Consider the following 23,089-nt stretch of genomic DNA (forward strand, 5'->3'; position numbering starts at 1 on the left):
GACAGCCTTTTAGTTTGTAAGGCGTGCTTCATCGGCAATCAGTTGATACGAGCGGATACGATCTTCTGGATCATGGGTAATGGTGACAATCATGATCTCATCCGCGTAATAATCTACTTGCAGAGCCTTAAGATTTTGGTACACCCTTTGTGGGTTCCCAATGATCATCTTTTGTTTCATTTTTTCTAATGATTCCTTTTCAAGAACTGTTAGTAGATACTGCTTTGCTTCCTCGACAGATGGAACTCTGCCGCCTTCTCCTTTTATCCTTTGGAATGCCCAAATAAGCGTGCTTAAAGCGACCTCTTCCGCCTTCTCATCTGTTTCGGCACAAATAGTTGTAACAGTTACAATTACCTGTGGCTGTTGATCCTTTTTCCGTGGCTTAAAAGACTCTAGATATTGTTGGATAATCTCTTTCCCGTCCTTATCGCTCATAAATTGGCCAAAGGCATACGGAAGGCCATTTTCTGCTGCTAATTTGGCACTTTTTTTACTAGTACCAAGAAGCATGGAACAGGCGGATCTACCGGGATTGGTGAGGCAGATAATTTAGCGAATTCATGGTCAACAGGAAAATTCCCCTCTAAAAAGTGCAGCAGGTTTTCCACCGAGGCAGGCATGTTCCATATCTGCTGCAGAAAGTTATCTGATAAGGCATTGGTTGCTTCAGCGGAACCACCCGGTGCCCGACCGATACCAATATCAATTCGACCTGGAAAAAGCGTCGCCAACATATTGTAAACTTCTGCCACTTTATATGGCTTGTAGTGTGGTAATAAGACCGCTCCCGAACCAATTCGAATTTTACTCGTATTTGCACCTATGTAAGCTAACATCACTTCAGGTGCAGAACAGGCTAAACCCTCTAAACCATGGTGTTCAGCAATCCAATAACGCGTATAACCAAATGTTTCAGCTGCTTGGGCTAATTTCATCGATTCATTTAATGCTTCATTGGCCGTTTGATTTGAAGAAATTGGTGCTTGGTCTAAGATACTTAACCTCATCCCTATCTTCCTCCTTTCATTTAGGAAAATGATATATTAAATTGTCGTCAATACCTCTATTGGCGACTGTTCTTTCACTTTTTTCACCATTTTTGTCATCAATAAGTCCTATTGACGACTGTTCCTTTACTATTTTTTACTGTTTCAGTCGTCAATAAGCCCTATTGGCTACCGTCCCACCTCTTTTTTCACAGCTTCGGTCGTCAATCATATAAATGTTTTTCTAACTCCTGTCTGATATGAGCAGGAATCGGTTCAGATTTCTGTGTTTGTAAATTAAAATTAACATACACAGTCGTACCCCTTGCGCATAACCGATTTTCCTGGTGAATCTCTTCGTACAGTTCTAAACTCGAATTACCAATTCGTTTCACCCATGTTTTAATTTCTACATGTTTTCCAAAATAAATCTGGTCAACATAATCGACATGCATATTAAGGATAATCATTTTCCAATTTTCAAACGAGCTATCAGGTGTAAACAATTTAAACAGTTGATTTCGTCCAGCTTCAAACCATATGGGAACGGTTGTATTATTTATGTGGCCCACACCATCAGTCTCAGAAACTCTGGGCTCGAGTATGGTCCTATACATCAAAATCCCCGCCTTTATCATTTGTAACACCCTCGAAGGCCAGTTGGTAAATTTGATAAATAACCTCCCGATCAAGCTTTTTAGGGCTCCGTGACAGCAATCGTTTTTGCTTTACCGCGTCATCAGTTAAGCTGTCAAGAGCAGACTCTGGAATTCCATAGTCCTTTAAGGTAGTGGGAAGTCCCACATCCTCTACTAATCTAAAAAATAATTTCAAAAAATCCTCCGCAGTTCGTTCGTCTACATGTTTAGATAAAATATTCCCAACCATATTCATCTTTTTAGGACAACTTGAGGTAATATATTTCATTACATACGGAAGTAATACCGCATTAGATTCCCCATGTGGCAACTTAAATTGACTTCCTAATGGATAGGCCAAGGCATGCACGCCCGCAACTCCTGCATTGAAAAAAGCTAATCCAGCAAGATAGCTTCCATAACTCATGGCGGTTCGTGATTCAAGGTCCGCACCATTTTCCACAGCATTCTTTATCGCCCCGCCAATCAGTTCAATCGCCTTAATGGCGAGTGCATCGGTTGCTTCATTTGCATTAATAGACAAAAATGCCTCCACCGCATGGGTTAATGCATCAATCCCTGTCGCTGCGGTGATTCTTTTGGGGACAGTGAGCGTTAATTGTGGATCCACAATGGCAACATTGGCGAGTAAATAATCATGAGTGACAACATCTTTAGTTCCTTCGAGTGATAAGACGGCAATATCCGTTACTTCGCTTCCGGTGCCTAAGGTAGTTGGTATCAATATTTTAGGGATTCCGTGACGCTCCAATTTCCTGGTGCCAGTTAAATTTAAATAATCGGACACGTCTCCTTCATTTTGAGAAATGACTGCTGCCAACTTTGCTAGATCAAGAGCACTTCCACCCCCAAATCCAAGTACACAGTCAAAGCCTTCCTGCCGTGTATACCCAACAAGTCTCTCGGCACAACCAAGGGAAGGCTCTGGCTCGACATCAGAATATACACTAACAGCCAATTCTTCTTTCAATGGTCCTAAGAATTTATCGACCAAACCAATATTAACAAGGGTTTGATCAGTTACAATCAGTATCTTTTTTAAGTTCCAATTCCGTACCTCTACAAAGAGTTTTTCAATCGAACCCAAACCTGTATGCGATCGTATTGGAAATCGTAAAGTAGAAATCATCCTAAATAATCCCCCTTTTCCTTTATTCCCTCAAAAAAAAATGTAAATTTCGTAAAAGAACTTAGACGGTACAAATCTATACATATTTATTTTTCTTTTTCTAATTAAGAATCCCTTCTTAAAAAGGAAAGAAAAGAAATGACAATATCCAGGGGCCTGACACCAATTTTGACACGAATTTGTAATAAAATCTGGTATTTGTCGAATATTTTTCCAAATAGTTTGAAGGAGATTGTCGAAAAAGAGAGAATCAAGTTAAAGAGAGTAAATAAAGGAGGAGAAACGATGAAGAAATTATTAACTGTCTTAGCTGGAGTAGTTATTGCATTATCATTGTTTTTGACTACTGGGAATACAGTGAAGGCTGAAGAGCCAGATGAATGTGGTTGCATAGTTTCACCAGTTTTAGGAGCTGAAAAGAATAAAATTGTTGCTAATTTATTAAGTAGTCAAGAATTTAAGAACGTAAAACATTCTCTTAAAGGCAAAGGATATAGCTATAGAGGGGCAAAAAACATTGAAGTAGTTATCAATCATTCTCAGGGTGATATTACAATGGTCGCAGTACCATTTTATAATCAGGATGGCTTTATAGAGATGGCAGTTTTTTTTGAAGGACAATATATGGGCCAGGTCCCTATGTAATAATAAAGAAAACAAAAAAATCCTTCCCAGCGCGGAAGGATCTTTATTTATCACTAATATTCTTTTCACCCAAACTGCCAAACACTATGACTTAAATTTCCATAACGGAAACTACGATACAGTAACTTTGCTTTTTGGCTATCATCAGCTGCCCCCATCGCATAGAAAATCGGGATGAAGTGTTCATTGCCATAACGGGGTACAGCATATTCCGCATTTGGAGCCAGTGATTCATACTGAAATAAGGAATCCAGATCCCAAGCATTTAAGTGCTGAGCTAACCAATCGTCAAACTCTAGTGCCCATTGGTCGACGTCGTTATCTGTCCATTTCACTGCCCGGAGGTTATGAACAGTTCCACCGCTTCCAATAATTAAAATATCATTAGCTCGTAATGATGATAAGCCTTTCCCAACTTTATACTGCTCTTCTGGCTTAAGTTTTGGATTAACTGACATCGAAATGACCGGGATATCTGCATTCGGATACAGTAGTCGTAGAACGACCCATGCCCCATGATCAAGGCCGCGTTTCGATTCAACTTCGAAGGGAACACCATTTTTCGTGAACAAATCTTTAATTTCTTCTGAAATCTGCTCGTTCCCTTGAGCCGGATACTTAATCCTGTATAATTCTGGATCGAATCCACCAAAATCATAAATAGTTTCATAGGTGTCGACCTGGCTTACTTTTTGCATTGATGATTCCCAATGAGCTGAAAACAAGATAATTGCCTTTGGCCGGGGCAATGTTTGCTCGAGCTGAGTTAGAAACTGAGTATATTCATTTTTCTCAATTGCTAATAACGGTGCTCCATGAGCAATAAAAAAAGATGGCAGCATTGTTTCTTCCCCCAATTTAGTTAGATTAAATTCTTGAAAATGATGTTGTTTCTTCCTGCTTGCCTTTGAAAATGAGTTGATCGAGTGCAAACATTTTACTACCATTAATCGCAATAAACACAGCCATAGCTAGTAAGGCCAAATCCAATTCGTACCCAGCCATTTGTCCGTTTCCTAAAAATCCTCCAGCTAGTTTCACTTTGACGATCGCACCAATCATTAACAATGATAATATAATGGAGACAATTCGGCTGCCTAAACCAAGAATTAATGCAGCACCACCAATCATTTCTACTGTAGCAACACCATACGCTAAGAATCCTGGTAAACCGATACTGTCAAACCAGCCAACGATATTTTCAATTCCGCCTTGAAATTTAACTAACCCATGAACAAAGAACGTCATACCTAACATGACTCTTATAATTAATGTACTAGCTTCGAATTTTTTTAACATGATTATTTTCCCCTTTTTAAAAATTTATTGGTCAACATTATCCATTAACCAGTTCATAAAATCCTGATGGTTTTCCATCGAAACGGTATGTCCCTCTTGATAGGTTTTAAAGGTCACATTTGCTCCTAATCCACGAAAATACTCATTATTTGCCAATCCCCAATCAAAGGGAAGAACCTGATCCATCTCCCCATGGGAAATAAATAACGACAGTTTATCAACTGGCTGTATCTTGTACTCTTCTTTTACGAAAGCAGGAACGTAGCCACTTAGTGCAATAATCCCCTTTATTCGGCTGCCCAGTGTTAACCCAAGCGTCATCGACAAAATTGCACCTTGACTAAATCCGAGTAAGAACAATTGACTCACATCTATTGGATATTCATCGCAGGCATAATCAATAAAGCTTGTCAGTTTACGGATCCCTTCATCGAACACTTCCCGATGCGGTTTCCCGTATCCTTGAATAGAAAAAAACGCAAAGCCTGGTGGCTGTGGAAGATGGCCACGAATACTAAAAATGTAAAAACGGTCTTCTAATCCGTTTACTAGTGACAGCATATTCTGTTCATTACTGCCAATCCCGTGCATTAAAAACAACGCAGGATAGGTTCTTCCTTGTTCAATCTGTGCTGGTCGACGAAACTCATAGATCATCGGTGAATTCATTTCCATCATCCTTTCTTTTGATCCCGTTACCAATAGGGTGGCTGGTTATATGGTTACTAAACCTAAAAAGTAACTAATTATTAAGATTATAAATCTAAATAAATAAAAATTATTCATATAAGGAAACTACAGGACAAAAAACAAATTCACATGTTTCTTAATATGAATATTTGTTGTTTATAGAATACCAAGCAACTAGTTTAATTGTCAATAATTATTTTCCAATATATAAATATGTTTTATATTAGAATACTCCTATTAAAAAAATAGGAACCTAATCGGTTCCTATTTTCCACCTTATAACGACGCTAAAAATCCTTGTATCTCTGAAATAAGTTCCAAGGGATTTTCAAACATACTCATATGGCCGGATTTTTTAATTAATGAATGCTTAATATTGGACTTGTTGACCGAAAATGTTTTTTCTGCTGGGATGATTTGGTCTTGTTCTCCGGCAACTAATAGCACGGGCAATGTTGAAGATTCTAATACTTGATTCCGATCTGGCCGGTCCTTCATCGCATGGAGGGCATCGATCGCACCTTGCGCAGAGGTTGAATAGCCTATTTCCATGGCTGTACCTACATAATTCTCATCTTGGTTTTCTGGCGAGAATAGTTTCGGTACCAAGCCATCAATTAGCGAATAAATCCCGGACTGGTTTATTTTTTCAATATTTGTTAATCTACCTTTTTTCGCTTCCTCCGAATCAGGAAAGGCAGTGGAGTGGATTAGAGAATATCCTTTTAATTGGCTGCTGTACTTTTCAGCGAAAGCTAATGTGATGTAACCGCCTAATGAGTGACCAAACATCGTGACATCTGATAAATTTAATGCATCTAAAAGTTTTTTCACTTGATCCGCTTTATCCTCAATCGAACTATTGCCTTTTAATGGTTCTGACTGCCCATGTCCAGGAAGATCTAGTGCAATCACCCGGAAGTCAGCGGACAATGTTGGGATAACAAACTCCCAATAACTTGAACTCCCACAAAAGCCATGTAGAAGAACGATTGGTCTCCCTTCCCCACTATCTATGTACGCCACTGTTGAATCTTGTAAAATGAGTTTCTTCATGTCCATACAGGTATCACCCCAGAGTTTGTTCAGCTAATTTGCTCTTCACTATTTTCGTTGCTAAGTAACATTCTTTTATTTGGGATTAGCGTTAAGTTAGATTTTTTCAATAAATAGTTTAAATGATCAATTGGCATGGAACCATGACCTTTACTATCTGCAAGAGTAAATTGAACTGTAACTCCATTATAACTTTTGACTGTTAAGGATTCAGCAGAATTGAAAAAACTTTTAATCCCTTGAGATATTTGATATTTTGTACCTTCTTCAATTAGCATTACATTGCTCCTTTATAGATGTTCTACAAATGTAGTATGCCAAGTATGGTTTTATACATACATAATTTTCCCAATTGTAATCTTTGTAACAAAAAAGAGAGATATGGATTCATCCCTCTCCGACCGCGTTATTTATTCTTCCATTCCCTCTTCTTCATCCATCATTTCATCAAACGCTGCAGAAACCTTGTCGAACTCTTCATCACTTTCGATAGCGGCTAAATCACCGTCTTCATCTACTTTCATAAAAAAGATATCAATATCTTCATCTGATTCTTGCCTAATCTCATCCGCAAATCCAACCGCAACATAGTCTGTTCCTTCTATAGTCATGACTCCTAACACTTCAACTTCTTGTTCCTCACCGTTATCATCAGTAATAGTAAAAATTTCTTGGACTTCTACTTTACTCATTATTTGTTCCCCTTTCTAAAAAAAGTCTTTTCTTAACACAGTATCCCTAAATCGAAGGAGTTTCATTCGAAAACATGTATTTCCACTATATATTCGCCAAAAATCTTATATAATTAGTTCATAATGCTTTCTAAGGAGAATCCCTAATGAATCAAAAACAGTTAGAAGAAAAGATAATCGAAAACTATCGTGGCGAGGAGAAAATGATGATTCTGATTTTTGCTCAATGGTGCGTGAATCATGATCTAAATCCAGAAGAGTTATATTTGCGAGCCTATCCGAATCAATCCTCAAATCCTGCTTTAAAGGAAGCCATTGAGCTAACCGTACCTAAAGAAGAAGCTGGAGAAGTCGATAACCAAACATTGCTTGGTGTGTTATCGTTGTTTGGCAACGATGATCTTGCATTTGTTGTTACGGAAGAGATCAACAAACTGAAAAAATAAGTTTTGTACGATTTTGGAGAGGTTTTGTGCAGATTTCGGGTCATTTTGTACGATTTTTTGAAGTTAAGTACAAGTACCAATTAGTTTTGTACAAATTTTAAAGTGTTTTGTACAATTAGACATTTTCTTCCAATATTTTCTCAAAAAGGAGACATAGTCTACGAGCTATGTCTGCTTATTTTCATTAATAATGATACTCCCTATTAACCGGCGAAGGCTTCATTAAGAAGTCTTTTAAAGCCTCTCTATTTTCCTCCAAATTAATTTCAAGGACAGCCCCAGAATGCGGGTAGGTTTTATTTACATAACTATTTTGGACCGGGATCCGTAAACTATCGATATTCTTAATCGGATAAAAGACCAGTTTAGATAGGACTGATAATATCTCCCCTTTATCCATATCAGAATCCACATGATTTAAACTTTCCTCCACAAAATCTGGCAGCGCTGCTAACGACTCCATATGACTAAATTATTTTTTAATTGTTCCTTTACCTTGACGATGACTTCCTGTTGTCGTTTGACACGGCCAAAATCACTTTCGGCATCATGTCTAAACCGGACATATTTTAACAATTCTCTGCCTTTTAACGCATTTTCCCCGGGCTTCGCGTTCATTTTGAAATCGTCAATCATCCTTTGACTAACATTGACAGTAATTCCTTCCGGTGCAATAAGGTCAATAAAGTTAGCAAACCCTTCAAAATCAATTGAAATGGAGTGATCGACTTCCATTCCGAAATTTTGATAAATCGTCTTTTTTAATAATTCATTTCCACCGATAAAATAGGCCTTATTAAGCTTGTCGTACCCTTTAGAATAGCCTGGAATTTTGACATAACTGTCTCTCATCAAACTAATTAACTTAATATTACCTTCTTTTGGAACATATTGAGCAATAATGATTGCATCTGAGAAAGATTGCGGTTCGCCTCTTGAGTCATTCCCTATTAAAAGAAAGTTCATGGTTCCTTTTTTATCTTTATGATTTTTATGATCTTCTATTTTGGATGGTGAAGAAGGTTTGACTTGATTTAGATCGCTTAAATTTCCAGCTGAACAGCCTCCTATTAAAATAGACAATAAAATGATCATGAATATTCTCAAGCTTTTCACCAACTTTCAATAATATTCGCTCAAAGAAATAAATTGCTGTCTACTTAATTTCTCATTTTTCACTTTTGTTTATTCTTCAATACCATTATCTTTCCTATTTTCTATCCTTACATTTGTAAAAGAACATTGGATAATTTGCATAAAAATTCCTATTCTACAAATAATGAGAAAAAATATTCTGAGGGATACCAATGACACCTAAGGCAGAACAACCTGACAAGGAAGCAGGCACACAAAAATCTGAAGATCAAAATTGGCTCCAAAGACTATCTAAATCAAATGACTTCGTTCATGAGCACACTTCCATTAAAAAGGAGATTCCTTTTTGGCTTTCGTACTATCGGACACTGATTTCATCTGACATCCTCCATCAGGATGTTTTGCCTTTTTTGCAGGAGCAGCTATCATTACAGGAATTAAAAAGTATCATTCCTGTCCAAGAAATTATTTTTACTAAAGAACCAAAGGAAATCATTCAAAACCTAATGCGGGGATTCTTGGCTCTTCAAAAGGATGAACAAGATGAAGAATGTCTATTAATTAATATTGCTAACAGTAAATTCCGTGATGTTAGCATATCAATGATGGAATCCTCGGCTGTTGGACCACAAGTTGGTTTTATTGAAGAATTAGACACCAATATTAATCTTATTAGAAAGAGATTACCTGTACCTGAACTGCTTGTCATTGAAATGAAAGTCGGCGAACTCTCAAAAACAAATGTTGCAGTTATCTATATGGATGGGATTGCTGATCCGGAAAATGTGAACACGGTTGTTCAAAGAATAAACGATGTTCAGTATGACCATATCCAGGACAGTTCTTATCTTTCTTCAATGATAGAGGACAATACGAATTCCTTGTTCCCTCAATCCATATCAACTGAGCGAGTCGATCGTGTGGCTGCAGGGTTAACGGAAGGCAAAATAATCATTGCAGTGGATGGATCACCAAATCTAGTCCTTGTTCCAGTTACCATAATTGAATCGTTGATTGCGATGGAAGATTATAGTTATTCCTGGATTATTGGAAATTTCTTTCGACTCTTACGCATTGTTGCTTTGTACATTTCTTGTTTTGCTAGTCCATTGTATGTGGCGATCATGACGTATCATTATGAATTGATTCCTGCCCCTTTGCTCGAAACTCTAGTTGGTTCAAGAGTAAATGTTCCCTTTCCTCCTTTTTTAGAGGCTTTAATATTAGAAATCATGATTGAAATGGTAAAAGAGGCAGGTATTCGGTTACCATATAAAATCGGACAATCTCTTGGGGTTGTGGGTGGTATTGTTATCGGACAGGCAGTGGTTGAAGCGGGATTAACTAGTAATGTATTGCTTATTTTAGTAGGGCTCGGTACCTTAGCTTCCTATACGGCGCCGGTTTATAAATTTAGCAACACTGTTCGGTTTATTAAGTTTCCAGTTATTTTTCTTTCCCTATGGTTTGGATTGTTTGGGGTGTATTTAGGATACCAATTTACAATCGTTCATTTATTACGGTTAACGTCTCTCGGACGTCCTTACTTAAGCATGTTCCCAATTCGAACAACATCATTTCAAGATCTTTGGTTCAGACTTCCTTTTTCAAAGCAGCAAGAAAACCCGACCTCCCTTAGACCACAAAAGAAAAGAAAAGCAACTGGGAATCGAGAAAACCCAGAACCAGTGAACGATTTTTATGAATAAATCGTAAAGGGGTATTCATTTGCAAGTGAATAAGAGGCATCAAGTTTCTCCCTATTTAGTTTTCTTTATTATTTACAATTCACAGGTTGGAGTTGGTATTTTAGGATTCCAAAGGACTATTGCTGCGAAAGCAGGTTATGATGCATGGATTGGTGTTATCGTGGCAGGGTCGTTCGTTCAAGTGTTCATATGGATTATGTATAAGCTGCTTGAAAAAGCGGATGATGATATTGTTGATGTCCATTCAAAGGTGTTTGGGAACATTCTCGGAAGTGTTTTGAGCTTTATCATTATGATTTATTATTGGCTGGCAAGCGTCTCAGTCTTACTGGGATTTATTGAGATTATTCAAGTATGGATGTTCCCTACCTTACCTTCATGGATCATTTGTTCATTAATCCTAGGATTAGTTTATTATTGTGTGTCTGGAGGATTTCGGAATGTAGTCGGTGTTTCTTTTTTATCATTTATTTTTCCACAAATTATACTAATCGTCCTTTATATTTTCCCATTAAGGGAAGCACATTTTACCAATTTGCTGCCAATCATGAATCATTCTATTAAGGACATGTTTGATGCAGTGAAAAGCTCAATGTATACATTAGCTGGAACAGAAGCGTTACTCATGTTTTATCCATTTATTAGAGATGCTAAATCTTCAAAAAAATTCGCACACTTAGCTGTCCTGTTTACTACCCTACTTTATACGGTTTCTGCGATTGTTTCATTTACGTTTTATAGTGAAAGTCAGTTAAAAGAAACAATTTGGCCAGAATTATCTTTAATAAAAATTATTCGACTTTCTTATTTGGAGCGCTTTGAGTACTTATATATATCAATGTATCTCATCATTGTTTCATCATTACTTGCCCTTCTATTATGGTGTTCTACCAGAGGTTTAAAGAGAATTTTTAATAAGAAACAAAAGTACTTTTTAATCATATTAAGCCTACTTAGTGTGGTTATATCACAATTAATAAACGAACAATTGAAAGAAACACTGGATAAATACGTAACCCAAATGAATTTATGGATCTTTTATGGATATATTCCAATCCTCCTGATTATTTTCACTTTGCTAAAGAGGAGTAAACAAAATGGATAATCGAAACACAATAGGATTATTAGTCATTATTTTCTTATTATCCGGTTGTTCTATGATACCCACCAATATCGTCAATCAAATAAACATGACCCAGGGTGTAGGTTATGATTGGGCAGGAAAGAAAATGATAAAAGGATCCGTTACCTATCCAATTTATAAGAAGGATCAGCCTTCTACCACGGAAGTCAAAATAGCCATAGCTGAAACGAGTAAAGAAATGCGGAGCAAGGTAAATAATGAGTCACGGTATCCATTAGTCAGCGGTCAATTACGGGTTGCACTATTTGGAAAATTACTAGCAAAAAAAGGGATTACTGATGTGGTTGACACCCTAAACCGTGACCCTTCCATTGGCAGTGTTATTCAAATGGCTGTCGTCGATGGGGATGCCAGTGAGCTACTTAAAATAGAGAAATACAAAACAGAAAATGTTTCGTTGTTTGTACAAGAAATGCTGGATCAATCCATGAAATCAGATAATCTTCCTGAATCAAATTTGCAAACATATTTATTTCAATTTAACCAAAATGGACAGGATCCCTACTTGCCATTAATCAAACAGATAGAAGAAAATATTAAAATTATTGGTATTGCGATATTAAAAGATGATCGATATGTCTTTCCTATTTTTATGGAGGATGCATTCACTTTTAAATGTTTAGTTGATAAATATAAACAAGGCTTACAGCGTTTCACTTTAGAAAATGGTGAAAAGGCCGTTCTAGATAATCTTCATTCAAAAGCACATTATCAAGTAAAAATAAAAAAAGGCCGACCGGAATTTACGATTAATCTTAAGATAAAAACAAGGCTTCAAGAATTCACATCTCCAAAGAAAAAAAGGGTAGCATTGGATAAAAAATATCTCCAAAAAGAAATTGCCGAGCAATTAGAAGAAAACTCATTAAAACTGATCAAAAAGTTTCAAAAACATGGCGTGGACCCTTTAGGTCTAGGTGAAAGATATAGAGAGCATGATCGCAGTTTTAATGAAAAAAAATGGAAGAGATTCTATCCAACAGCAAAAGTTCATGTACATGTAAAGGTGAATATCAAACAAACTGGGACTGTAGATTAATTTATTAAAAAGAACCGGATAATTTAATGGAACATGGTTAAAATAAAATCAGGGCTTGTAGCTCAAGTGGTAGAGCAACCTGTAGTCCTTCTTGTTGACTGCAGTGTGTCTTGTGGGTTCAAATCCCACCAAGCCCCTTTCTAAATTGACCAATAAAAAAGGTAAGCCAGTTAAAAATCACTGACTTACCTTTTTTCTGTTTGGATACTTTTTATTTAGTTTCCGATGTTTACAGCTTTGCTTGGGTCCATTGACTTCATGCCCCTCGTTTATAACTTTACCACGATAGAATCATGACTAGTAAACTGTGGCAGCCAATCTCCGTGTGCCTCGATTAAGTCATCGCACATGGATATAATGTTATCAATCGATAGTTCTGAAGCTGTATGTGGATCGAGTAACGCTGCCTGATAGATATATTCCTTCTTGCGTGTCACCGCTGCCTCAATCGTAAGTAGCTGTGTATTAATATTGGTTCGATTCAGTGCGGCCAGCTGCTCCGGCAGGTCACCAACGTATGTTGGAATAATTCCACTTCTGTCGGCAATACATGGTACCTCTACACAAGCTTTCTCTGGCAGATTACTAATCAGCCTTCCTGTGTTCAAAACATTGCCCCCAAATTTGAAGGGGATATTGGTCTCCATCGCTTCGATTATCCGTGATCCATATTCTTTGGAACGCACATGTACCAAGGATTTATTATTGACCAGGTCCTCCCTCATCGTTTCCCAGTCCTTGATTTGCTTTTCACATCGACGTAGGTATTCATCAAGGGGAATATTATACTTTTCAATCAGTTCAGGGTATCTTGATTTAATAAAATAGGGATGGTACTCGGCATTATGTTCCGATGATTCTGTAACGTAATATCCAAACTTATCCATTAGTTCAAATCTAACCATGTCCTTATGCTTCGTCTTTTGTAATTCTCTTGCTCTTCTCTTAATCTCAGGATATAAATCTTCACCATTTCTCTTGACTTCTAATAACCATGCCATATGGTTAATACCTGCAATCTTTTCTTGAACACCTTCTGGATCCATCCCAAGTGCTTTAAATAAATTTTTTGTACACACTTGGACACTGTGGCATAAGCCCACTGTATTAATAGACGTGAAACGGTTCATAACTCCAGTAAGAACAGCCATTGGATTTGTATAATTTAAGAAAAGTGCATCAGGGCAGACTTCATCCATATCGTGCGCAAACTCAATCATCACAGGAATAGTTCTAAGATTCCGGAAAATCCCGCCAATGCCAATCGTATCAGCGATTGTTTGTCGTAACCCATATTTTTTAGGAATTTCGAAATCAATGACAGTACTAGGTTTATACCCGCCTACTTGAATAGCATTAATCACGTATTTTGCGTCTCTCAACGCTTCCTTTCTATTTAAATATGCTTTTATCTCGATTTTTTTGTTTAAACTTTCTTTTAAATTAATGAGCATTCTCTCTGAATCTCTTAATCGTTGTTCGTCAATATCAAATAAAGCAAATTCAAAGCCTTCAAGTGCAGGGACAAGCATACAGTCACCAAGAACATTTTTTGCAAAAACCGTACTTCCAGCTCCTAAAAACGTAATTTTGGACATTATTATTCCCTCCTAAACCAAAGGAAGCAGTTCTTGAAGAATTATTTCGTAAGAACTGCCTCTAGTTATTTTTTCTTTCTATTGAACCCTTTTTTCTTCCACAAAGCGATTTGTTAATGCACCTAATTTCTCGATTTCTACAGTGACCACATCACCAGGTTTTAAATACACTTGTTCAGCTTCAGGTAGTCCTAATACAACTCCTTCAGGTGTTCCTGTTAAAATAAGGTCGCCCGGTACCAATGTCATATGTTGAGATATGTAGCTAACTATTTCAGCACAAGTAAAAATCATATCGGACGTATTGGAGTTTTGTCTTACTTCGCCATTAACGATTGTTTTTAACTGCAATTTCTGAGGATCGCCTACTTCATCTGCAGTAACTAAATAAGGACCAATTGGACTGAAATCATCACATGTTTTTCCAAGCAGCCACTGATGGGTACGAAGTTGTAAGTCTCTAGCAGATAGATCATTTACCGTACAATACCCAAATACATGATCGAGCGCTTCCTCTATCGTCACATATTTTGCCGTTTTGCCAATGACAATCCCTAACTCGACTTCATAATCCAGCTTATCGGTTACTTTCGGAACTGCAATCGTACGGTTATGAGCCGTAATTGTATTATGAAACTTGTTAAATAGGATCGGCACTTCTGGGTACGGTGCATTCGTCTCATCCGCATGTTTGCGGTAATTAAGGCCAACACAAATGATTTTCTTCGGTTCTGTCACACATGGTCCCCATTGTACATCCTTTTCATTAATAACATAGACAGGATTAGCAAGGTCTAGCTCATTTAGATATGACTCTAATTGGGAAATTACTGTTGGACCAGCTTCAATTACTTCCATGATACCCGTTGGAATGTTTGTGCCCGAAGTTGCTGATAGTGCTGCAGCTATATCCACAATACCATTATCAGTTTTAACCCCTAAAGTTGGTTTTTCATTTTTAAATATTGTTACTAGCTTCATAGATTTCAAACACTCCACTTCTTATAAAATTAAAAATCTTTTCAAAGTTTGTTTCTTAATTCAATAAAACTTAACCATTTCCCTTCTTGGAAATTTAGTTTTTTCTTAATAAGTTCGGACACCCCTATTTGTTATTATCTAATGAAAATCGAACGTAACAAAGGGACTGACCCAAATGTGTCAGTCCCTTTGTTCATTGAATTATAATAAGCCAAAATATCTCACAGTTTGTGTAATAATGAGTGGTACAATAATCGCGATAACCGTCGGGATCAAAAAGGCAAGGAAGGTCCATTTCTTACTCTTTGTTTCTTTATAAATATTAAGCAAGGTCGTGCCGCACGGATAATGAAGTAGCGAAAACAGCATCATATTTAAAGCTGTAAGCCACGTCCAACCGTGATCAAGAAAGATTTTCTTCAAATCTACCATGCTATCAACTTCGGTTAAAGAACCTGTTGATAAATAACCCATTAAAAGAATCGGAAGTACAATTTCGTTAGCCGGTAACCCTAAAATAAATGCCAACATGATGTAACCGTCAAGACCAAGCATTTTACCAAATGGGTCCAAGAACTCAACCATGTACATCAAAATACTTGTATCACCAATGTAAATATTAGCGATGACCCAAGTTAAGATTGCTGCAGGTGCTGCAACTTTGACTGCACGCATTAATACCGACCATGATTTAGATATAGACGAACGAATCACGGTATCAAATATCTTCGGTTTACGGTAAGGCGGCAGTTCTAATGTGTAGTGAGTTGGGACTCCTTTAAGGGCCGTTTTCGACAGAACCCAAGAAACAAAAAAGGTAACCACTATACCAAATAATACAATTCCGACAACGACCCCTGTGGTAACAAGTGATGCTGCCCCACCTGTAAAATTGGCAGCCATGAATAAAGAAGCTAAAACAATTAAGGTTCCCCACCGGCCATTACATGGAACAAAGTTGTTTGTAAGGATGGCCAGCATCCGCTCTCTTGGCGATTCAATAATCCTTGTTGAAATAACAGCAGCAGCATTGCAGCCAAATCCCATGGCCATTGTTAACGACTGCTTACCATGTGCCCCAACCCTTTTAAACAGACGATCCATATTAAACGCTACGCGTGGGAGATAACCATAATTTTCAAGGAGTGCAAAAGTTGGAAAAAAGATGGCCATCGGCGGTAGCATGACGCTGATAACCCAAGTCGTTCCCCTATATAAACCGAGAACAAGAACTCCATGAAGCCAATCTGGAGCATGAAGGAAGCCAAAAAATGATGTTAAATACCCTTCTAAGAAACCAAAAAACTCAGCTAACATGGAGGATGGGATATTTGCCCCAGCGATTGTTAAATAAAATAGGACTCCTAACAAGGCGATCATGATGGGAAAACCAAATATAGGTGAAGTAAAAATCGCGTCCAGTTTTTCCGTCCTTGTGTCCCTTTTCGATTTTGTATAGGAAATTCCTTCATGACACAATTTTTGACTGCGATCGTAAAGGTTTTGAACAATATCATCTCTCAGCTTTGGTGTCGACAGCTCCTGAGCTTCAGCATAAAGCTTTTGAATACTCATTCTCAATACCACCTCCTGCAACCAATCGGTTACTAATTTCATTCAGTAATGTTTCGTCTCCATCTAGCAATCTCAAAGAAACCCAACGAGCGGATAATTGATCTCCAACAAATTCACGGACTTTAGGTTCAATTTTTTTAATCTTGTCTTCGATCTCAGCAGGATAGGACACTTGAACTGGGTTGCATTCAATGGCCCCCGTTATAATCCGGTCAATCGTATCGAGGAGCATTGGAAACCCTGTTTTGTTCCGAGCTGAAATTTTGATGACTGGAACCCCTAAGCGATTAGTTAATATCCGCTCATTAATGTGGATCCCTTGTTCTTCTGCCACATCAATTAAGTTAATACAAATAATAACGTTTGTTGTCATCTCTAATACCTGTAAAGCTAAATTGAAATTCCGCTCTAATGATGTCGCATCAAGCACGACAATGGTTAAATCTGGTTTTTCAAAGACAATATAATTTCGCGCAACTTCTTCATCCGTTGAATTCGAAAAAAGCGAATAGGTTCCAGGTAAGTCAATAAAATGAAAAGTTTTATCTTTAAATTCAACACTCCCCTGTGCCATGGAAACAGTTTTACCTGCCCAATTCCCTGTATGCTGCCTAAGACCGGTTAAGGCGTTGAACAAGGTGCTTTTCCCCGTATTCGGATTTCCTGCTAAGGCGATTCTATATTCAGTCCCCATTAGCTATCAGCTCCCCCTCTATTTTTGAACTTTCTTCTCTTCTTAGTGCGATAGTTGTTTGACTGACACGAAAAGCAATTGGATCTCCCAATGGACTTTTCCGGATAACCTCTACGAGCGCTCCGTTCACAAACCCCAAATCTAATAATCTTCTTCTCATGACACCCTCAAGATTTAAATCAGTTATTTTTATCAAATTTCCTTTTTGACCATTCACCAGTTTAATAATATTAGGTTTATCCATCTCTCTTTCCCCACCTTCAAAGTTTTTACCGTGTGCAACTTTTGTTTAATTATATGTAAAAATTCTAAAAATGTCTCCTATTTTGCAAAAATAAATATTATTTGTGTGTTGGAAACTTGACTTTTAGATAAAAAAAGGAAAAACACCCATTTTTTATTAGTGAAATAATGTGTATCACTTGAATTTTTATCAAATTATGGAAATCTAAAATTAATTTTTATAATATTCAGTCTTTTAGAAAGATATTGATTGGGGTGGGTAAAATGTTTAATCCTCCAGGAGGATCTTACGAGGTAGTCAACACGAATATTTGTCAGAGTTGTGGGAGCGTTACTTTTCAGCAGGAGGCATCTTCCTCTTCTAAAAAGTTTTTTATTTAATAACCACAAAACCCTTATGGAAAGGATTCCATAAGGGTTTTTAAATGTTTCTCCCTATCATCAATGTTTTTGGGGAGAACCAACCGTATACAGCTTCCATTCAAGCGGAAGGAGTTGTTGATACTGACGCTGTAAAAATCGATCATCGATTAATACGATCGTTCCATGATCTTCTTCCGAGCGAATTAACCGCCCTCCTGCTTGAAGTACCTTATTCATGCCAGGATACACATAGGCATAGTCATAACCATTTTTGTTTTTTTGATTAAAATGATCTTTAATGAGATTCCGTTCAAAACAAAGCTGCGGCAAGCCGACACCGACAACCACCACCCCGTTTAACCGATCGCCAATTAAATCGACACCCTCAGAAAAAATGCCGCCGAGGACAGCAAAACCCAGTAAGGTTTCTGATTGATTGGGCTGAAAGGCTTCCAGAAAGGCTTCTCTTTCTGTTTCGGTCATTCCTGTTGCTTGGATGATCGTATGTGTATCTTCGTCTTTTTGTTTGAACTGATCATAAACTGCCAGTAAATACTGATAGGATGGGAAAAAAATCAAGTAATTCCCGGGCCGCCTTTTAATCAATGTTTGAATGACCGATACGATGGACTCCTTCGTACGGTCTCGATCCCGGAAGCGAGTGGACAATGGATGGATATGGACGTCGACCTGATCACTGGAAAATGGCGAAGGGATCGAGAGCGCATAATCATCCTCCTGCCCACCGAGAATATCTTGATAATAGGATAAAGGCGAAAGAGTTGCTGAAAAAAAGATTTTGGATCGATATCCCTTTCCCATTTGTTGGAGAAGCTTAGCAGGATCCATACAAAAAAGCTTTACAATAAAATCATTTTTCACTTTTTCCACATAAATGACATAGTCTTCATCGAGTAATTCAGTAACTTTCAAAAAATTATTGACCATAAAGTACGCTTCCAAAAGAGTCTGGGACGTTTCCGTGAGAAGAACTTGTTCTGTGATTTCAACAAACTGCATCAGGTGTTCCATCAATTCTTCATCAAGATGATCAAGCGTGAACTCATGTTTATCCTGATGTTTTTTCTTCAATATCAGAAACCATGCATTTACCTTATTTGCCGCATCAAATAAGGATTTATTAACACCTTTAAATTCCTTTTTCAATTGCACAAATATATCTTTGTTTAGGGAGGATGAAAACATCTCCCGGCCACGGTCCACAAGATTGTGGGCCTCGTCAACCAATAAAGCAGTAGACTTCTTTTGTTCTTCAAACAAACGCTTTAAGGAAACGCGCGGGTCAAAAACATAATTGTAATCACAGATGATGGAATCAACTGCATAGGCAAGGTCAAGTGAAAATTCAAACGGGCAGACAGTATGTTTCTTTGCATAAAATTCAATTACTTCTCGGGTCATTCCCTCTTCATTCGTTAAGATATCAAGAATCGCATCATTGATTCGATCATAATAGCCGTTGGCGAACTCACAATAATCCTTTTGGCAATTGGTTTCATCCTTTAAGCAAATTTTATCTTTAGCCGTTATCGTAACGGTACTCATACAAAGCCCGCAAGCACGCATTTTCTTAAAAGCCTCTTCAGCTGTTGTACGAGTGATCGTTTTAGCCGTAAGGTAGAATACTTTGTCCAAATGACCTTCTCCGATTGCTTTTACCGAAGGAAAGAGTGTCGATATCGTCTTCCCTATTCCTGTAGGGGCTTTAGCGAATAGATTTTTTTTATCTAAAATTGACTTATACACCACTCCAGCTAATTTCCGTTGTCCCGCACGGTAGGAATCAAATGGGAAGGCAAGCTCTTTACAGCTTTCATTCCGGCTTCTTCGATGTTCATGGAGAAGATTTGCATAAGGGGAATAGTCCTCGATTACCTTTCCAAGAAAGACCTCGAGTTCTGTGAAGCAGCAGATTTCTTTAAAATATGTCTTTTCAAGTGTATCAACCTGAACATAGGTAAGTTGAACAGCGATTTTCTCTAAATCATTTTCCTTCGCATACATATAGGCATACAGCTTAGCTTGTGCCCAGTGGACAGGATATCCTCCTTGTTGGATCTGCTCTGATGGCTGGGAATACGATTTAATTTCGTCGATGACCACTACGTCATCACGAAACAACAATCCATCACACCTTCCATCAATAATGAAGGAAAGATCCTTAACTTTCATTTCAGTCCGGAGGTATACTTCTTTTCGATCGGATTCTTGATACGTTTTCTGGATCAGTTGATGAATCCTTGTTCCATCTAGCAGCGTTGATTGTGAACGGAAGCGTGAATCAATACTGCCGCTTCGAAATACATGTTCAACGAGCGTTCTTACTGATATATAAATAGCGTCAAACACTAGACCACCAACTTACTAAATAATCAATCACGAGAATATATGTTTGCTTTTTATATTATAGCAAATTTTCCTCTTGATTGGATAGTCTTCACCCCTGAATTGAAAAAACAAGTAAAGATGACTACCACCCTTACTTGTTTTCTAGTTTTGGAAACACTATGAGCGAATTTGTCCAGAGCCTCGCACAATCGCCTTGGTCGTGGTTAGTGCACGGAGTCCCATTGGTCCGCGGGCATGAAGCTTTTGTGTACTAATTCCGATTTCTGCCCCGTAGCCAAACTGCTCGCCATCCGTAAATCGGGTGGAGGCATTATGGTATAATACCGCGGCATCGATTGCCTGGAAGAACAAACGAACGTTGTCAGGATTTTCACTGATAATCGCCTCAGAATGTTTTGTTCCATATTGATCAATATGGTCAATCGCTTCCTTTACGTCACTCACCATTTTTACTGCCATTATCGGAGCTAAAAATTCACTGTACCAATCTTCTTCCGTTGCCTGCTTAACAAACGGATGGGCAGATGCTAATTCTTCATCCCCACGCAGTTCCACTCCCTGGTCATGAAGCGCATGTAAAATTTCGGCTGCATGCGGCCATGTTTTGTGAATTAGTAGGCTTTCGGCTGCATTACATACGGATGGACGATGTAATTTTGCATTAATCGCGATATCGATGGCCATGTTTTCTTGGGCAGTTTCATCAATAAACACATGACAATTGCCTACACCTGTCTCCAAGACTGGAACCGTAGCATTTTGGATAACGGATTGAATTAACCCTGCCCCCCCTCGAGGGATGAGGACATCGAGGTATTGATTCAACTTAAACATTTCGGACGCCGTTTCACGGCTCGTGTCTTCTAAAAGTTGAACAGCATCGGCAGGAATGGCGGTTTGAGCCAGTGCCTTGCGCATGACATGAACGAGCGCTTTATTGGAATGAATCGCCGATGAACTCCCTCTTAGGAGAACAGCATTTCCAGCTTTTAAACATAGACTTCCTGCATCCACAGTAACATTGGGACGTGCTTCGTACACCATTCCAATCACGCCAAGTGGGACTCGGATGGTTTCGATTTGTAACCCATTCGGACGCTCCCATGCTTCGATGGTTTCGCCAATTGGATCCTGCAATTCAATCAACTGACGAACTCCATCGACAATCTGTTCGATTCTTTCCTCCGTTAAAAGCAGGCGATCCAACAGTGAAACGGATAACCCATTTTCTTTTCCCGCTTCAATATCCTTGGCATTTTCAGCGATTAACCATTCTTTTTCATTTAATAAATGGTCTGCTATTATCAACAACGCCTTGTTCTTTTCCTCTGCTGAAAGCATTCCCAATTGTTTGGCAGCTTGCTTTAATTTACTAGCTTTTTCTACTAATTCACTCATTCGTTATCACTCCTTTGGTATTGTCACCCAATTATCTCGATGAATCACTTCTGCTTTTTTATTAATCGAATAATCCTTTGACTGATCACTTGGCTTCCCTTTTACCTCTAGTAGATTCTTAGATGAATAGTAACTTTGTCCTTTTCCAACAATTTTTCCTTTTTGATTACGGACTACGACAACATCTAAAGCGTTAAACTCTCCTATCACATTAGTCACTCCAACAGGCAGTAAACTTTTCCCCTGGAACAAAATCGCCTTTTCCGCCCCGTCATCAATCTCGATTACACCACCGACTTGTGAATGGTAAGCAATCCATTGCTTCCTCATTTGCATTTGCGTTTGAAATGGTCCGCCAATATACGTCCCATCCCCTTTCCCAGCTAAAATATCGACTAGTTTTTCCTTTCCCTTTCCAGTACCGACAAAAACGCTAACACCAAGGGAAAGAGCTTTCTTTGAAGCTAGTAACTTTGATTTCATTCCGCCCGTTCCTACTGCAGAAACGCTTTCTCCTGCCACTCCTAGCAGGCTATCGGATATTTCAGAAATAAAATGATATTTTTTAGCTTCTTTTTGGTGTTTCGGATTGCCATCATATAAGCCATTGACATCCGTTAAAATCATCAGTGCGTTCGCGTGCAAAAAGCCACTTACCAATGCTGATAACATATCATTGTCGCCAAATGTCAATTCGTCTATGGCTACCGAATCATTTTCATTTATGATCGGTATGACATCTTTTTGCAGTAACTCATGAATGGTATTAAAGAGGTTATGAAAGCGGACTTGGCTATAAAAATCTTCACGAGTTAATAGGATCTGGGCTGGTACTATCGAAAACTCGTTAAACAACTGAATATAATTTTGCATCAACAGCCCTTGCCCCACAGCTGCGGCTGCCTGTTTCCCTGCCACAGTTTTTGGACGAGTGGGATAACCAAGTAAGCCAAATCCTGCTGCAACCGCTCCAGAAGAAATAAGGATGACATCATGCCCCTGCTTTTTTAGAAAAGCAAGCGACTCTACATGGTCACGGATCTTTTCTCCCGAAATTGTCCCTGAGGCATTCGTGAGTGAACTGCTCCCAATCTTTACAACCACCAACTGTTTTTTCATTTCCCTCGAACCCTTCTTTTAAAAAATAAAAAAAACGACTCTTCTGTCCTTAAAAAAAGGACGGAAAGTCGTTTCCGCGGTACCACCTTTATTGATGCCATGCACCCACTTTGAACCCGTAACGAGGGTGACGGCTTATGTTTGCATAAGCAGCGT

23 protein-coding genes, 1 tRNA gene and 1 pseudogene are annotated in these 23,089 nt (G+C 38.3%); 6 read left to right on the forward strand and 19 right to left on the reverse strand.

Annotated features, from left to right (window positions below; genetic code table 11):
- Positions 1–9: 9 nt before the first annotated feature.
- The 3 genes and pseudogenes from ACJ004_RS06320 to ACJ004_RS06330 all read right to left on the reverse strand — a co-directional run bounded on the left by ACJ004_RS06320 (position 10) and on the right by ACJ004_RS06330 (position 2,777).
- Positions 10–1,010, reverse strand: a pseudogene (locus ACJ004_RS06320) (LLM class flavin-dependent oxidoreductase).
- Between the two features lie 203 nt (positions 1,011–1,213).
- The gene (locus ACJ004_RS06325; RefSeq protein ID WP_410891874.1) at positions 1,214–1,606 is read right to left on the reverse strand and encodes an acyl-CoA thioesterase; all 393 of its coding nucleotides are present in this window, start codon (positions 1,604–1,606) and stop codon (positions 1,214–1,216) included.
- Positions 1,599–2,777, reverse strand: a complete 1,179-nt coding sequence (locus ACJ004_RS06330; RefSeq protein WP_410891876.1) for an iron-containing alcohol dehydrogenase — start codon at positions 2,775–2,777, stop codon at positions 1,599–1,601. The genes ACJ004_RS06325 and ACJ004_RS06330 overlap by 8 nt, the downstream gene beginning before the upstream one ends.
- A 285-nt stretch (positions 2,778–3,062) precedes the next feature.
- Between ACJ004_RS06330 and ACJ004_RS06335 the strand changes: the two genes are divergently transcribed.
- Positions 3,063–3,422 (forward strand): hypothetical protein, encoded by a 360-nt coding sequence (locus ACJ004_RS06335; protein WP_410891878.1) that lies wholly within the window; start codon positions 3,063–3,065, stop codon positions 3,420–3,422.
- A 65-nt stretch (positions 3,423–3,487) separates the two neighbouring features.
- Here the strand turns inward: ACJ004_RS06335 and ACJ004_RS06340 are convergent, their stop codons facing one another.
- From ACJ004_RS06340 to ACJ004_RS06365, 6 genes are all read right to left on the reverse strand, one after another.
- The gene (locus ACJ004_RS06340) at positions 3,488–4,264 is read right to left on the reverse strand and encodes a DODA-type extradiol aromatic ring-opening family dioxygenase (protein WP_410891880.1); all 777 of its coding nucleotides are present in this window, start codon (positions 4,262–4,264) and stop codon (positions 3,488–3,490) included.
- A 25-nt stretch (positions 4,265–4,289) separates the two neighbouring features.
- The gene (locus ACJ004_RS06345; RefSeq protein ID WP_410891881.1) at positions 4,290–4,721 is read right to left on the reverse strand and encodes a DoxX family protein; all 432 of its coding nucleotides are present in this window, start codon (positions 4,719–4,721) and stop codon (positions 4,290–4,292) included.
- A gap of 24 nt (positions 4,722–4,745) precedes the next feature.
- Entirely contained in the window at positions 4,746–5,390 is a 645-nt protein-coding gene (locus ACJ004_RS06350) for an alpha/beta hydrolase (protein ID WP_410891883.1), read from the reverse strand.
- A gap of 297 nt (positions 5,391–5,687) precedes the next feature.
- A complete protein-coding gene (locus tag ACJ004_RS06355) occupies positions 5,688–6,473 on the reverse strand; it encodes an alpha/beta fold hydrolase (RefSeq protein WP_410891884.1) in 786 nt (261 codons plus the stop codon).
- Between the two features lie 23 nt (positions 6,474–6,496).
- On the reverse strand, positions 6,497–6,745 hold the full coding sequence (locus tag ACJ004_RS06360) for a hypothetical protein (protein ID WP_410891886.1): 249 nt from the start codon (positions 6,743–6,745) through the stop codon (positions 6,497–6,499).
- Positions 6,746–6,877: 132 nt separating this feature from the next.
- Complete coding sequence (locus tag ACJ004_RS06365; RefSeq protein WP_410891888.1) at positions 6,878–7,159, reverse strand: DUF1292 domain-containing protein; 282 nt, start codon at positions 7,157–7,159, stop codon at positions 6,878–6,880.
- Positions 7,160–7,305: 146 nt separating this feature from the next.
- On the opposite strand from ACJ004_RS06365, the gene ACJ004_RS06370 reads away from it, so the two are divergent.
- The gene (locus ACJ004_RS06370) at positions 7,306–7,605 is read left to right on the forward strand and encodes a hypothetical protein (RefSeq protein ID WP_410891889.1); all 300 of its coding nucleotides are present in this window, start codon (positions 7,306–7,308) and stop codon (positions 7,603–7,605) included.
- A 184-nt stretch (positions 7,606–7,789) separates the two neighbouring features.
- Here the strand turns inward: ACJ004_RS06370 and ACJ004_RS06375 are convergent, their stop codons facing one another.
- Complete coding sequence (locus ACJ004_RS06375; RefSeq protein WP_410891891.1) at positions 7,790–8,068, reverse strand: LCP family protein; 279 nt, start codon at positions 8,066–8,068, stop codon at positions 7,790–7,792.
- Positions 8,056–8,700 (reverse strand): LCP family protein, encoded by a 645-nt coding sequence (locus ACJ004_RS06380; protein WP_410891892.1) that lies wholly within the window; start codon positions 8,698–8,700, stop codon positions 8,056–8,058. Before ACJ004_RS06380 ends, ACJ004_RS06375 begins: the two co-directional genes overlap by 13 nt.
- Positions 8,701–8,912: 212 nt before the next feature.
- Between ACJ004_RS06380 and ACJ004_RS06385 the strand changes: the two genes are divergently transcribed.
- From ACJ004_RS06385 to ACJ004_RS06400, 4 genes are all read left to right on the forward strand, one after another.
- The gene (locus tag ACJ004_RS06385) at positions 8,913–10,409 is read left to right on the forward strand and encodes a spore germination protein (RefSeq protein WP_410891894.1); all 1,497 of its coding nucleotides are present in this window, start codon (positions 8,913–8,915) and stop codon (positions 10,407–10,409) included.
- A gap of 25 nt (positions 10,410–10,434) precedes the next feature.
- A complete protein-coding gene (locus tag ACJ004_RS06390; protein ID WP_410892134.1) occupies positions 10,435–11,514 on the forward strand; it encodes a GerAB/ArcD/ProY family transporter in 1,080 nt (359 codons plus the stop codon).
- Positions 11,507–12,592 (forward strand): Ger(x)C family spore germination protein, encoded by a 1,086-nt coding sequence (locus tag ACJ004_RS06395; RefSeq protein WP_410891895.1) that lies wholly within the window; start codon positions 11,507–11,509, stop codon positions 12,590–12,592. The genes ACJ004_RS06390 and ACJ004_RS06395 overlap by 8 nt, the downstream gene beginning before the upstream one ends.
- Before the next feature lie 51 nt (positions 12,593–12,643).
- Positions 12,644–12,729: transfer RNA gene (locus tag ACJ004_RS06400), tRNA-OTHER, on the forward strand.
- Between the two features lie 132 nt (positions 12,730–12,861).
- On the opposite strand, the gene melA is transcribed toward ACJ004_RS06400, so the two are convergent.
- The 8 genes from melA to proB form a co-directional block, all read right to left on the reverse strand.
- Entirely contained in the window at positions 12,862–14,190 is a 1,329-nt protein-coding gene (gene melA / locus ACJ004_RS06405) for an alpha-glucosidase/alpha-galactosidase (protein WP_410891897.1), read from the reverse strand.
- A gap of 78 nt (positions 14,191–14,268) precedes the next feature.
- The gene (locus ACJ004_RS06410; protein ID WP_410891899.1) at positions 14,269–15,171 is read right to left on the reverse strand and encodes a fumarylacetoacetate hydrolase family protein; all 903 of its coding nucleotides are present in this window, start codon (positions 15,169–15,171) and stop codon (positions 14,269–14,271) included.
- 201 nt (positions 15,172–15,372) lie between these two features.
- Entirely contained in the window at positions 15,373–16,746 is a 1,374-nt protein-coding gene (locus tag ACJ004_RS06415) for a nucleoside recognition domain-containing protein (protein WP_410891901.1), read from the reverse strand.
- Positions 16,721–17,440: a FeoB small GTPase domain-containing protein gene (locus ACJ004_RS06420; protein ID WP_410891903.1), complete on the reverse strand. Its 720-nt coding sequence runs from the start codon at positions 17,438–17,440 to the stop codon at positions 16,721–16,723. Before ACJ004_RS06420 ends, ACJ004_RS06415 begins: the two co-directional genes overlap by 26 nt.
- Positions 17,430–17,684, reverse strand: coding sequence for a FeoA family protein (locus tag ACJ004_RS06425; RefSeq protein WP_410891905.1), 255 nt, complete (start codon positions 17,682–17,684; stop codon positions 17,430–17,432). The genes ACJ004_RS06420 and ACJ004_RS06425 overlap by 11 nt, the downstream gene beginning before the upstream one ends.
- Before the next feature lie 440 nt (positions 17,685–18,124).
- Positions 18,125–20,416: an ATP-dependent DNA helicase gene (locus tag ACJ004_RS06430; protein ID WP_410891907.1), complete on the reverse strand. Its 2,292-nt coding sequence runs from the start codon at positions 20,414–20,416 to the stop codon at positions 18,125–18,127.
- Between the two features lie 156 nt (positions 20,417–20,572).
- Positions 20,573–21,814 carry a glutamate-5-semialdehyde dehydrogenase gene (locus ACJ004_RS06435; protein ID WP_410891909.1) on the reverse strand — a complete coding sequence of 414 codons (1,242 nt, stop codon included), beginning with the start codon at positions 21,812–21,814 and terminating at the stop codon, positions 20,573–20,575.
- Between the two features lie 6 nt (positions 21,815–21,820).
- Positions 21,821–22,933 (reverse strand): glutamate 5-kinase, encoded by a 1,113-nt coding sequence (gene proB, locus ACJ004_RS06440; protein ID WP_410891911.1) that lies wholly within the window; start codon positions 22,931–22,933, stop codon positions 21,821–21,823.
- Positions 22,934–23,089: the final 156 nt, after the last annotated feature.

Source organism: Neobacillus sp. 204 (assembly GCF_046562815.1).
In the GTDB taxonomy this organism is placed as follows: Bacteria; Bacillota; Bacilli; order Bacillales; family Cytobacillaceae; genus Neobacillus.

Coding starts and splice junctions, on each gene's coding strand:
- ACJ004_RS06350 (WP_410891883.1), bottom strand. CDS start 5,390: ATGAATTCACCGATGATCTATGAGTTTCGTCGACCAGCACAGATTGAA.
- ACJ004_RS06325 (WP_410891874.1), bottom strand. CDS start 1,606: ATGTATAGGACCATACTCGAGCCCAGAGTTTCTGAGACTGATGGTGTG.
- ACJ004_RS06370 (WP_410891889.1), top strand. CDS start 7,306: ATGAATCAAAAACAGTTAGAAGAAAAGATAATCGAAAACTATCGTGGC.
- ACJ004_RS06415 (WP_410891901.1), bottom strand. CDS start 16,746: ATGAGTATTCAAAAGCTTTATGCTGAAGCTCAGGAGCTGTCGACACCA.
- ACJ004_RS06425 (WP_410891905.1), bottom strand. CDS start 17,684: ATGGATAAACCTAATATTATTAAACTGGTGAATGGTCAAAAAGGAAAT.
- ACJ004_RS06410 (WP_410891899.1), bottom strand. CDS start 15,171: ATGAAGCTAGTAACAATATTTAAAAATGAAAAACCAACTTTAGGGGTT.
- ACJ004_RS06385 (WP_410891894.1), top strand. CDS start 8,913: ATGACACCTAAGGCAGAACAACCTGACAAGGAAGCAGGCACACAAAAA.
- melA (WP_410891897.1), bottom strand. CDS start 14,190: ATGTCCAAAATTACGTTTTTAGGAGCTGGAAGTACGGTTTTTGCAAAA.
- ACJ004_RS06335 (WP_410891878.1), top strand. CDS start 3,063: ATGAAGAAATTATTAACTGTCTTAGCTGGAGTAGTTATTGCATTATCA.
- ACJ004_RS06380 (WP_410891892.1), bottom strand. CDS start 8,700: ATGATCATTTTATTGTCTATTTTAATAGGAGGCTGTTCAGCTGGAAAT.
- ACJ004_RS06375 (WP_410891891.1), bottom strand. CDS start 8,068: ATGGAGTCGTTAGCAGCGCTGCCAGATTTTGTGGAGGAAAGTTTAAAT.
- ACJ004_RS06345 (WP_410891881.1), bottom strand. CDS start 4,721: ATGTTAAAAAAATTCGAAGCTAGTACATTAATTATAAGAGTCATGTTA.
- proB (WP_410891911.1), bottom strand. CDS start 22,933: ATGAAAAAACAGTTGGTGGTTGTAAAGATTGGGAGCAGTTCACTCACG.
- ACJ004_RS06435 (WP_410891909.1), bottom strand. CDS start 21,814: ATGAGTGAATTAGTAGAAAAAGCTAGTAAATTAAAGCAAGCTGCCAAA.
- ACJ004_RS06420 (WP_410891903.1), bottom strand. CDS start 17,440: ATGGGGACTGAATATAGAATCGCCTTAGCAGGAAATCCGAATACGGGG.
- ACJ004_RS06395 (WP_410891895.1), top strand. CDS start 11,507: ATGGATAATCGAAACACAATAGGATTATTAGTCATTATTTTCTTATTA.
- ACJ004_RS06355 (WP_410891884.1), bottom strand. CDS start 6,473: ATGGACATGAAGAAACTCATTTTACAAGATTCAACAGTGGCGTACATA.
- ACJ004_RS06360 (WP_410891886.1), bottom strand. CDS start 6,745: ATGCTAATTGAAGAAGGTACAAAATATCAAATATCTCAAGGGATTAAA.
- ACJ004_RS06365 (WP_410891888.1), bottom strand. CDS start 7,159: ATGAGTAAAGTAGAAGTCCAAGAAATTTTTACTATTACTGATGATAAC.
- ACJ004_RS06340 (WP_410891880.1), bottom strand. CDS start 4,264: ATGCTGCCATCTTTTTTTATTGCTCATGGAGCACCGTTATTAGCAATT.
- ACJ004_RS06330 (WP_410891876.1), bottom strand. CDS start 2,777: ATGATTTCTACTTTACGATTTCCAATACGATCGCATACAGGTTTGGGT.